General features: G+C 31.1%; 9 protein-coding genes. All 9 read right to left on the bottom strand.

Annotated elements, in window-relative coordinates; all coding sequences use genetic code 11:
• Positions 1-262: 262 nt before the first annotated feature.
• Positions 263-2,170: a 1,4-alpha-glucan branching protein GlgB gene (gene glgB, locus GQS57_RS15155; protein ID WP_165733712.1), complete on the bottom strand. Its 1,908-nt coding sequence runs from the start codon at positions 2,168-2,170 to the stop codon at positions 263-265.
• A 46-nt stretch (positions 2,171-2,216) separates the two neighbouring features.
• Positions 2,217-4,154: an alpha-1,4-glucan--maltose-1-phosphate maltosyltransferase gene (locus tag GQS57_RS15150; RefSeq protein ID WP_165733711.1), complete on the bottom strand. Its 1,938-nt coding sequence runs from the start codon at positions 4,152-4,154 to the stop codon at positions 2,217-2,219.
• A 42-nt stretch (positions 4,155-4,196) separates the two neighbouring features.
• Entirely contained in the window at positions 4,197-5,462 is a 1,266-nt protein-coding gene (locus GQS57_RS15145) for a glucose-1-phosphate adenylyltransferase (protein WP_165733710.1), read from the bottom strand.
• Positions 5,463-5,466: 4 nt separating this feature from the next.
• Complete coding sequence (glgA, locus tag GQS57_RS15140; protein WP_165733709.1) at positions 5,467-6,672, bottom strand: glycogen synthase; 1,206 nt, start codon at positions 6,670-6,672, stop codon at positions 5,467-5,469.
• Between the two features lie 210 nt (positions 6,673-6,882).
• A complete protein-coding gene (locus GQS57_RS15135; protein ID WP_165733708.1) occupies positions 6,883-7,461 on the bottom strand; it encodes a hypothetical protein in 579 nt (192 codons plus the stop codon).
• Positions 7,462-7,547: 86 nt separating this feature from the next.
• A complete protein-coding gene (gene rplT, locus GQS57_RS15130) occupies positions 7,548-7,892 on the bottom strand; it encodes a 50S ribosomal protein L20 (RefSeq protein WP_068450935.1) in 345 nt (114 codons plus the stop codon).
• A 112-nt stretch (positions 7,893-8,004) separates the two neighbouring features.
• Positions 8,005-8,202 carry a 50S ribosomal protein L35 gene (gene rpmI, locus GQS57_RS15125; protein ID WP_165733707.1) on the bottom strand — a complete coding sequence of 66 codons (198 nt, stop codon included), beginning with the start codon at positions 8,200-8,202 and terminating at the stop codon, positions 8,005-8,007.
• Between the two features lie 122 nt (positions 8,203-8,324).
• Positions 8,325-8,843 (bottom strand): translation initiation factor IF-3, encoded by a 519-nt coding sequence (gene infC, locus GQS57_RS15120; protein WP_165733851.1) that lies wholly within the window; start codon positions 8,841-8,843, stop codon positions 8,325-8,327.
• A 115-nt stretch (positions 8,844-8,958) separates the two neighbouring features.
• Positions 8,959-10,899: a threonine--tRNA ligase gene (gene thrS / locus GQS57_RS15115; protein WP_165733706.1), complete on the bottom strand. Its 1,941-nt coding sequence runs from the start codon at positions 10,897-10,899 to the stop codon at positions 8,959-8,961.
• Positions 10,900-12,184: the final 1,285 nt, after the last annotated feature.

The raw sequence follows: 12,184 nt of genomic DNA, 5'->3' as shown, positions 1-12,184 counted from the left end.
TTGTACTTATAAAAATCGTAATTATTTGTAAAAGAGTATTATGGAATACTTTTTTATCTACGATAATGGATTGGTTTAATTAAGATGTAAAAATATTGCTTATTTATTTAAATATAAATAGATTACATTTTCTTTTTTAAATTGACTGTATTTTTCTTAATGTCTTAAAAATGAGGTTTTCTTATTGTGAAGTTAAAAAAAATATTCCTCTTTTTTTATCAGAATAATAGAATGATAAAAAAAGAGGATTTACATTTTAAATTTATTTGTACTTGTAAGCAATCATTCCTAACGGAGGTAAATTTAATTCTATAGAATTTTCTCTATTATTCCACACCTTTTTTTCGGAAGATAGCTTTTTGTTTGCATAGTTTCCTGTACCATTATACTTGGTATCATCACTATTAAAAATAGGTTTTAAGGTACCCGATTTAGGTAAACCTATTCTATAGTTTTCTCTAGGTAAAGGAGTTAAGTTTAAGATAACAATTATATTGTCTTTTTCATTTTCTCCTTTTCTAATATAAGACATAACAGAGTTTTCATGGTCTCCATGATCTATCCATTCAAAACCTTCATGAGAAAATTGTTTTTCATGTAACGCCGGTTCTTTTTTGTATAGTTTATTTAAGCCTTTTACTAAATTTTGTGCACCTTTATGTACACCGTATTCTAATAAATGCCAATCTAAACTTCCGTCAAAATCCCATTCGCTTGTTTGTCCAAATTCTGCACCTTGAAACAATAATTTTGTTCCTGGGTGCGTGTACATCAAACTATATAACATTCTTAAGTTTGCGAATTTTTGCCATTCATCACCAGGCATTTTATTTACCAAAGCTTTTTTACCATATACTACTTCATCATGCGAAAGAGGTAACATAAAGTTTTCTGTAAATGCATAATTTAAACTGAATGTTAATTCGTTTTGATGATGCTTTCTGTAGATAGGTTCTTTTGCAAAATAATCTAGCGTATCATGCATCCAACCCATCATCCATTTCATTCCAAAACCTAAACCTCCATCATAAATGGGTTTAGATACTTTTGGGAATGATGTAGATTCTTCTGCAATAGTTTGTACATCTGGGAAAGACTCATATACAGCTGCATTCATCTCTTTAATAAAATTGATGGCATCTAAATTTTCTCTTCCACCAAATTCATTTGGTTCCCATTCTCCTTCTTCTCTAGAGTAATCTAAGAATAACATAGAGGCAACGGCATCTACTCTTAAACCATCTGCATGGTATTGGTCTAGCCAGAAAATAGCATTACTGATTAGAAATGCTTTTATTTCGTTTCTACCGTAGTTAAAAATTAAACTTTTCCAGTCTTGGTGATATCCTTTTCTTCTATCTGGGTGCTCATATAAATGAGAGCCATCAAAGAAACCTAATCCGTGGTCGTCTGAAGGAAAGTGAGAAGGAACCCAGTCTAATAAAACTCCAATTCCTTTTTCGTGGAATTTATCTACTAAATATTTAAATTCATCTGGATAGCCAAAACGAGATGTTGGTGCAAAATAACCGGTTAATTGATACCCCCAACTTGGATCATACGGAAATTCCATAATTGGCATAAATTCTACATGTGTAAAATTCATTTCTGCAACATAATTAACTAATTCTTCTGCTAATTCATTATAACTTAAAAAGCGTCCTTCCTCAATTTGCTTTTTCCAAGAACCTAAATGGACTTCATAAACAGAAAAAGGTGCATCTAATGCATTATTTTTCTTTCTATTTTTCATCCATTTTTTATCATTCCAAGCATAGTCATCTTCCCATACTTCAGAAGCTGTTTTTGGTGGATGCTCGCATCTTCTTGCAAAAGGGTCTGCTTTTTCTGTAGTTATATCGTTATTAGTACTTCTAATTTTATATTTATAAATTGTTCCTTTACCAATATTCGGAATAAAACCTTCCCAAATACCACTTCCGTCCCAACGTACATTTAAGTGGTGCTCTCCTTCTAACCAAAAATTAAAATCTCCAATTACTGCGACCGATTTTGCGCTTGGAGCCCAAACGGCAAAATAGGTTCCTTCTACACCATCTACAGTAACAATGTGCGATCCAAATTTTTCGTATAATCTATAATGCTTTCCTGCTTGAAAAAGGCTAATATCAAATTCTGTAAAAAGACTGTGTACTTTTGTTTGTGCCATAGTTTTATGAGTTCAAAAAAGTACCTTTTTAAAAAGGTACTTTTTGTTATTTATTGATTTTAAAGATATGAAACGGAAGTGTTGCATGTAATTCTACATAATTCCACTCATTATACCAATTGTAACAATTTTTAGTAACCAAATCTTCTACCTCAATTTTCTGACCATGATTTATTTTTAAGGCTTGTAATGGTAATTGAATAGAACCAGATTGAGAGTTGTAAGCATCTAAACTTATAACTGTTATGGTTTCATTAGTTCTAGTATCATTCCATTTATAAAAAGCTATAATTTGGTCATTACCAGTTTCTAAAAATTGAATATTATTTGTTTGTTGATAAGATTCATGCTCTTTTCTAATATGATTGATTTTAGATATTAAAGTAGTTACTTTATTTTCTTTAAACCAGTCATAATTGCAAAGTTGAAATTTTTCTGACATATAATACTCTTCCTTACCAGGAATAGGATCACTTATCATTTGTTCGAAAACAGGTCCGTAAATACCAATATTAGAACTTAAAGTTGCAGCTAAAGCATAACGTTGTAAGTATTTGCTTTCTGGAGCACCTTGTAAATGAAACGGATTAATATCTGGTGTATTTGGCCAGAAATTAGGTCTCATATATTCTTTTTGTTCCGTTTTGGTTAATTCGTTCATATACTCGATTAATTCGTGTTTAGAATCTCTCCAAGTAAAATAAGTATAAGATTGTGTATAACCTTGTTTTGCGAGTTGCTGCATTATTTTTGGACGTGTAAATGCCTCTGCTAAAAATAATACATCTGGATGCTGTTTTTTTACTTCAGCAATAATCCAACCCCAAAAAAAGTATGGTTTTGTATGTGGGTTGTCAACTCTAAATACGTTAATTCCACAATCAATCCAATATAATAAAGTATCTAAGCATTCTTTCCAAAGATTTTTAAAGTCTTTACTTTCCCAATAAATTGGAAGAATGTCTTGGTATTTTTTAGGTGGATTTTCAGCATACTGTACGGTTCCGTCTGGTCTCCATTTAAACCAATCTGGATGCTCTTTTACCCAAGGATGATCTGGTGCTGCTTGCAAAGCATAATCCATGGCAACTTCAATACCTAATTCTTTTGCTTTTGATACTAAGTTTTTAAAATCTTCTAAAGAACCTAATTCTGGGTGTAAGTCTTTATGGCCACCATGTTTAGAACCAATTCCCCAAGTAGAACCAACATCGCCATCTTGTGCTACAGTAGTGTTGTTTTTACCTTTTCTATTTACTTCACCAATAGGATGAACAGGAGGGAAGTATAAAGTATCAAATCCCATCTTAGCAACTCTTGGTAATAATCTGTGACAGTCATTAAAAGTTCCATGTCTTCCTTCTTGCTCTGAGGCAGAACGTGGAAAGAATTCATACCAAGTACTAAATCTTGCTTTTAGTCTATCTACATATACTTTGTATTCAGGAGAAGTTTCTATTAAAATTTTCTCTGGATGTTTTTTAAAAATTGATGTTAATCTTTTAGAGACAGCTTCTTTTACAGCTTCGGAATAGGTTTCATTATTTTTAAAGATGAATATAAGGTGCAGTAAATAATTTTTATCTTCAGAAGAAACTTTTTCTAGCATTGGAACTAAAAGTTCTGCTCCTTCTAAAAGTTCTGAACTTACATGTTGAGAATCATCTATTTTTCTTCCTAAACCATGTTGCCAATTTAAGGCATAATCTACCCAACCTTCAATTTTATATGAATAATAACCTTGTTTTGATGTTTGAAAGCTTGCTAAATACTCGTCATTAGATGTTGGTGTCATTCTAATTTCTGACCATTCATTATCTTTTTCATGTTTGAATAATAAATTAGCCTGAAGTACATCATGACCATCAACTAAAACATCTGCAGTTACATTTACAATTTCATCTACAACACGTTTAATGTCTACTGTTCCATGGTTTATTTGCGGAGCAATATTCTCTACTACAATTCTACTTTGATTTTGCATTAATTTTGTTAAGTTTAAATAATAAAAAAGTAAAAAAATGTGCTATCCTATGTTTGTTCCTTTAGGGATAATAGCATCTTTTTTAATAACTACAATTCCATCTTTAACCATATAGGTATCTGTTTCTACATCTTTTATATGCTTTCCTCCATTAATTCTAACATCATCACCAATTCTACAGTTTTTATCTACAATACAGTTGTGTATGTAACATCTGTCTCCAATTCCCATCATAATATCAATATTGTTTTCAGACACTTCGTCTAAAGTTTCATAAGAATCGTTACCCATCATATAGGTATTAGATATTAAAGAGTTTTTTCCAATTCTAGAACGAATACCAATAACAGATCTTTCTATTTTTTCTGCATGAATCAGACAACCGTCTCCTATAACTACTTTATTTAAAATTGAACCTGCAATCTTAGAAGTAGGTAATATTCTTGGTCTTGTATAAATTCCTTTTTCATCATATAAATTAAATTGAGGAACATCATCTGTTAAACCTAAATTTGCTTCAAAGAAAGATTCGATAGTACCAATATCTTCCCAATAACCTTCATATTGATAACTAAATGTTTTATGCTTATCAATTGCTTGAGGAATAATTTCTTTACCAAAATCATTCGTATCAGGATTACTCATTAACTTTATTAATAAATCTCTATTAAATATATAGATACCCATAGAAGCTAAGTAGTCTCTTCCTTGTGCTTTCATTTCATCACCTACATCAGAAGTCCAATCAGGTAATAACTCTGCTGCAGGTTTTTCTATAAATGAAGTAATTATATTTTCTTCATTTGTTTTTAGTAAACCAAATGAGGTTGCATCTTTAGCCTCTACAGGATATGTAGCAATAGATATTTCTGCGCCACTATCTTCATGCTTTTTAATCATATCATTAAAGTCCATTTGATATAATTGATCACCAGAAAGAATTAAAGCGTATTCAAAATCGTTTGCTAAAAAATGTTGCATACTTTGTCTTACAGCATCAGCAGTTCCTTGAAACCATTTATCACTTTTAATAGTTTGTTCGGCAGCCAATACATCTACAAAAGCAGAACTAAAGAAACTAAAATGATAAGTGTTTTTTATATGTCTATTTAAAGAAGCAGAATTAAATTGAGTTAATACATACATTCTTTTAATATCAGAATTGATACAATTAGAAATAGGGATATCTACTAATCTATATTTACCTGCAATTGGTACAGCTGGTTTAGATCTATCCTTTGTTAGTGGGTATAATCTGGAGCCTTGTCCACCTCCTAAAATAATTCCTAATACTTTTTCATTTATCATTGCGTTATTTTTTTAGTGATTTATATAATTCTTCTACTTGCTTAGCGATTGATATCCAATCAAAATGTTCTTCTACTCTTTTTCTTCCTTTTTGAGCCATCGTTTCCCTTAACTCAGGATCTCTAATAACTTTATTAACACCTTCTGCTAAGTCTCTAGCAAATTTATCTGGGTTTATAGGTTCAAATGGGGCAGCGTCTTGCTGTTCTACAGGGATTAGAAAACCTGTTTCTCCATGCACAACAACTTCTTTAATACCACCAACAGCACTAGCTACAACAGCTGTATTACAGGCCATTGCTTCTATGTTGATAATACCAAAAGGTTCGTAAATAGATGGACAACAGAAAACATCTGCATGAGAATATAATTGAATAATTTCCTCTTTGGTTACCATCTTATCAATCCAGATTACATTTTTACGAGTTTTCTTAACCTCGTTAACGGCATCTTTCATTTCCGCACCAATTTCTGGAGTATCTGGTGCACCAGCACAAAGTACTATTTGAGTATCTGGGTCTATGTATTTTATGGCATTTACCAAATGAATAATTCCTTTTTGTCTTGTTATTCTTCCAACAAAAAGTACATAAGGTTTATTTTTATCTACACCATATTCATCTAAAGTAGCAGTTTCTGCAGTAGTAATATATTGTTGTAAGTTAATACCGTTGTAAATAACCTTAATTTTAGATTCATCTACATTAAAATGTTTTAAAACATCTTCTTTTGTTTCTTCAGAAACAGCAATTAAGGCATCTGCCATTTCAATAGCTGTTTTTTCTATCCAAGAAGAAGCATCGTAACCACGACCTAATTGTTCCCTTTTCCAGGGTCTTAAGGGTTCTAAAGAGTGTGTAGTAATTACTAAAGGAATACCGTAGCAGAGTTTAGCTACAATCCCTGCAAAGTGCGAATACCAAGTATGGCAATGTACAACATCTGCATCTATAGGATCTGCATTCATATGAAGACCCGTACTTAAAGTTTTAAAGATGGCTTTAAGTTTATCGTCTGAGTTATCGAAAATTGGGTTTTCATAGGGAAAACCCTTTACTGTTGGATTGTTGTTACTGTCGTCCTGGTCTCCAAAACATTTAACATCTACAGACATAAGCTTCGCTAATTCTGCAGCAAGATATTCTACATGAACACCAGCACCACCATATACATAAGGAGGATATTCTCTAGTATAAAAAAGGGCTTTCATAAAATTTTAGTAATTAAGTTGGTTTAGTTTTTTTTAGAAATCCTAAGTTAACAAAATACTATTTAATGGACTAAATAATTGAGGGTATTTTTATTTCAGTCATAAATATTACGAAAGTGATAATATTAAGGTGTAAATAGTGAGCCTTAATATAAAATTATCATAGATTTTAGAGTTTATGTTTAATTAATGAATTTTTTGTTTATGAAATTAACTATTTCTCTGTTTATTTATTTCATCTTGCAATTGTCTTCTAAGTTTTTGCTCTTTGTCTAAGGTGTTTTTTCTGTGTTTTTCAAACTCTTCTTCTATCTCAGCTAAATTATCTTTGGCTTCTCTTGTTAACACGTTACTTCTAGTGAATTTAAATATAAAATAAGATAGTGCTAAAAGCAAGATAATTACAATACTCCAAAGTATAAGATTATACGTTACCTTACTTAATTGTAAACCAGCAACAGATATAGAATTTTCTTTTATTAAAGAAGCTTCTAAATCTAATTTTGTTTTAGATAGAAGAATCTTGTTTTTTTCAATATTCTCTTTTTCTGCATTTAATAATATATCTTTTTTTGATATAATCATTTTTGAAGACTTAAGAGAATCTAAAACATTCGACTTTAAACTCTGGTAACTATCTTTACTAATTACTTTATACGACTGATAAGTTGTAGATACTCTATAAATTTTATCAAACTGGTTTTCAATTGAGTTTGTTTCTTCTACGGTTTCTTGTGAAAAAGAAATAGTAGCAGTAAATATTAGTAAGGTAATTAATAATGATTTCATTTTTTTGTTTTTTGAAATGTAATGTAAGTCTATAAAAAAAACCCAAACGTAACTGTTTGGGTTTTATTATAAGCAAGTATTATTATTTATTTTATTTTTTCTACAACTGCCTTAAAAGCGTCTGGGTTGTTTACAGCTAAATCTGCTAAAACCTTACGGTTTAATTCGATTTGATTAGCTTTCACTTTCCCCATAAACTGAGAGTAAGACATTCCGTGTAAACGAGCTGCAGCGTTAATACGCACAATCCATAAAGAACGGAAGTTTCTCTTATTGTTTTTACGGTCTCTGTATGCATAAAGCATACCTTTTTCAACTGCATTTTTTGCTACTGTGTAAACGTTTTTTCTACGTCCGAAGTAACCTTTTGCAGCCTTCAAGATTTTTTTTCTTCTTTTTCTTGAGGCTACTGAATTTACTGATCTTGGCATAATTTCAATGTGTTTTGTAAAGAGCGACGCTACTTACGTACTTTTAATTAAAAATGACTTTTAATTGCTACATTACATGGTTAATAATTAAATTTCCTGTTTAAACTTAAATTTACTTTAAGTTTAATTGTTGCTTGATATTCGATTCATCAGCTTTGTGAACTAATGCAGAATGTGTCAAGGCTAGCTTACGTTTTTTAGACTTCTTTGTTAAGATGTGACTTTTAAACGCGTGCTTTCTTTTGATTTTCCCAGTACCAGTAACTTTAAATCGTTTTTTGGCGCTAGATTTGGTTTTCATTTTAGGCATCTCTCCTTCGTTTTTAACTTGCTTATTATCTTTAGTATTAAAGTTATTAGTCCAAAAAGTTTTAAAGTTAAGTAATACCTAACTTTAAAATCTCTAAGAAGCTTTAAACTTTAAAAACTTTTTTATTTTAGTTTTTTAGGAGCTATAAACATAATCATACGTTTACCTTCTAATTTTGGTAACTGTTCTACTTTACCATATTCTTCTAACTCTTGGGCTAATTTTAATAATAAAATTTGTCCTTGTTCTTTAAATATAATAGAACGTCCTTTAAAGAATACAAATGCTTTTAACTTAGCACCTTCTTGTAAGAATTTAAGAGCATGTTTCTTTTTAAACTCATAATCATGCTCATCAGTTTGAGGTCCAAAACGAATTTCTTTAATCGTCACTTTTGTAGCTTTCGATTTTAAAACCTTTTCACGTTTTTTCTGCTCATACAAGAATTTCTTGTAATCAATAATTTTACAAACAGGTGGTTTAGCTTTTGGTGATATTTCAACCAAATCTAATTCCTGCTCTCTGGCTAGCTCTTTAGCTTTATCTAAAGGATATACACCAACTTCTATATTATCGCCCACAAGACGAACTTCGTCAACATATCTTATTTTCTCATTAATTCTATGTTGATCTTCTTTGATTACTCTTAACGGTCTTCTTGACCTGCTTCTACGAATTGCTATGACTTATAAATTTTAAATTTAACTAATGGTTGTTTTCCAACCTTTTTATTTTCTAGATGAATTTCAAAATTAATTAAAATTTCCTCAATGTTTTACTTTCTTCTGCTTTAATTAAAGAAATAAATTCTTCAATTGTAAATGTACCAAGATCACCTTCACCATGTCTTCTTACAGAAACGGTGCCATCTTGTTCTTCTTTTTCACCAACAATTACCATAAATGGTACTTTGCTAACTTCTGCATCTCTAATCTTACGACCAGTTTTCTCACTTCGGTTATCTACCAGGGCGCGAATTTCGGAATTTTCTAACGATTTTAAAACTTTTTCTGAATATTTTTCATATTTATCACTGATTGGCAATAAGATAACCTGATCCGGAGTTAACCAAAGAGGGAAGTTACCACCCGTATGCTCTAGCAATACCGCAATAAAGCGCTCCATAGAACCAAACGGGGCTCTGTGAATCATCACTGGTCTGTGTAGTTGGTTATCGGCTCCTTTATAGGTTAAATCAAAACGTTTTGGTAAATTATAGTCAACTTGTATCGTTCCAAGTTGCCAACTTCTGCCTAAAGCGTCCTTCACCATAAAGTCTAATTTAGGACCATAAAAGGCAGCTTCACCTTCTTCAATCACAAAATCTAAACCTTTATCTGTAGCAGCGTTAATAATAGCTTGTTCTGCAGTGTCCCAAGTTTCAGCATCTCCTATATACTTGTCAGGATTACTTTTATCTCTAATAGAAACCTGTGCAGTAAAATCTTCAAAACCTAAAGAACCAAAAACATATAAAACTAAATCTATAACATCTTTAAATTCTTGATCTAATTGTTCTGGCGTACAGAATATATGCGCATCATCTTGCGTAAAACCTCTAACTCGTGTTAGGCCGTGTAATTCACCACTTTGTTCATATCTGTATACGGTACCAAATTCAGCAAAACGCTTAGGTAAATCTTTATAAGAATAAGGTTTAAAGTTATAAATTTCACAGTGATGTGGGCAATTCATTGGTTTTAATAAAAACTCCTCATCCATTTTAGGTGTTTTTATCGGCTGAAAACTATCCGCACCATATTTTTCATAATGACCAGATGTAACATATAGTTCTTTTTGGCCAATATGTGGAGTCATTACTTCTTCGTAACCAGCTTTCTTTTGTGCGATTTTTAAGAAATCTTGTAAACGATTACGTAAAGCAGTACCATTTGGCAACCATAAAGGTAAACCAGCACCAACTTTCTGAGAAAAAGTAAACAATTCTAATTCCTTTCCTAATTTTCTATGGTCACGTTTTTTAGCCTCTTCTAATAACTCTAAATACTCAGTTAATAACTTTTGTTTCGGGAAACTAATTCCGTAAACACGTGTTAATTGATTATTTTTCTCGTCACCACGCCAATAAGCACCAGCAACACTCATTATTTTAATCGCTTTTATAATCCCTGTATTCGGTATGTGACCTCCTCTACATAAATCTGTAAAGTTACTATGATCACAAAAAGTAATTTCTCCGTCTGTTAAGTTTTCAATTAACTCAACTTTATATTCGTTATTTTCTGCTTTATATAAAGACAAAGCGTCTGCTTTAGAAACAGAACGTAAAGAAAACTCATGCTTTCCACGAGCAATCTCTAAAAACTTTTTTTCTATGCTAGAAAAATCTTTGTCAGAAATAACATCTTCTCCTAAATCAATATCATAATAGAAACCATTTTCAATAGCTGGTCCAATAGTCAATTTAGCATTCGGATAAAAGCTTAAAATAGCTTCTGCTAATACGTGTGCAGATGAATGCCAAAAAGCTTTCTTTCCGCCATCGTCATTAAATGTATATAAAGTTAAAGAACCGTCCGTGGTTAGTGGGGTAGTGGTTTCAACAGTTACGTCGTTAAAGTTTGCAGATATTACGTTTCTAGCAAACCCTTCACTAATGCTTTTTGCAACATCCATCGGAGTGCTATTTTTAGCAAACTCCTTAATAGTTCCGTCAGGTAAAGTTATTTTAATCATTTAATGTATAATATTTGAGGATACAAAGATATTAGAAAACAATATTTCACACAATATATATATGTACTTATTAAAGGTTAGTTTTTTTACGGGTGTTCCTACGCTAAAAAAGCGCAGTCGGGCTTTGCACTATATCTTTTTAGGTTCTTATTTTCGCTATCGCTTTAATAACCTCCAAAAAAGGATGCCGTTTCTATCCCTAACACGAGTATTTGCTAACTTAATTTCCATTTTAAAATTGGTACGTTATATATAGACGACAAGTAGGGATATATAAATACAAATTTTGAAGTAACTTATTATTTTGTCAGTTCGAGCGGAGTCGAGAACTATTAAACTCTAAAAATAAGGTTAGATTTCTCTGAACTGGAGATGTTGGTTGTTTTTAAGCTATTCCAATTAATTAAAATTATCTAACCTTTATGTATACAGGAGCAATCAAAACTATGTTTTACCTATTCCTATGTATTTAAAAGAAATCTAACAATTTCGACTTTAGATAAACATGATTTTTACATTCTTAAAATATATCCACAATTGCTAGATTTACCTTATTGGGAGGAGCGAAGCAAAGCCAACCCTTTCCTCATCTTAATGCTTAATAATCTTTGTTTTTAAAAATACTCTCTTAAATAGTATGATACAATAGTATTTATATTCAAAGAATTTCTTGTTTAAAAAATACTTAACCATTTTTAATATTGTAAATTGTATCAACTATTGGCAAAAGAAAGGAACGGTTAGAGTGTATAGTGCTTAAAAAAGGATTTCTCATAACCAGAAAAGCCTATTTCAATCATGCTATTTCAAAGAATCATCCACATTTCACCAAATCCCAAACAACCAAAAGACCTATTTACACTAAAATTAACCCTCCAAGCAAGCTCTATGTTTTATGCTCTTATGTGTTTAAAACAAACATCCACTTCCAAAACCACCCCAATCCCTAAAACCTTCCAAACTCCCTCAAAAAAACTTCCTTCATAACCCCTTAAAAACAAGTCTATTAAAACGGTATGTAAAATTAAATTAAAATAAAGGTAAAAAAATAGTTGTTAGATTAAAAATGAGTTGTAAGTTTGCACCCGCTAACGGTAATATCACACAGTTAGCAGCGTTCATTGAGGAGTTGTAAGTAAGGTGAGGATTAGTAGTTTATCTAGATAAAATGTCAAAATTTTATTAAAAATAAAATAACAATTTCCTTAGGTTTATAATTAAAAAGAGTTGTATGTTTGCAGTCCGAAATTTTCGGCAAAAACGTTCAGAGTTTTTTAGTTTTACA

This window comes from Polaribacter sp. 20A6, from assembly GCF_011378915.1.
Taxonomy (GTDB): Bacteria; Bacteroidota; Bacteroidia; order Flavobacteriales; family Flavobacteriaceae; genus Polaribacter; species Polaribacter sejongensis.
The sequence above is the reverse complement of the archived record's forward strand: the minus strand, read 5'-3'. Positions and strand labels throughout refer to the sequence as shown.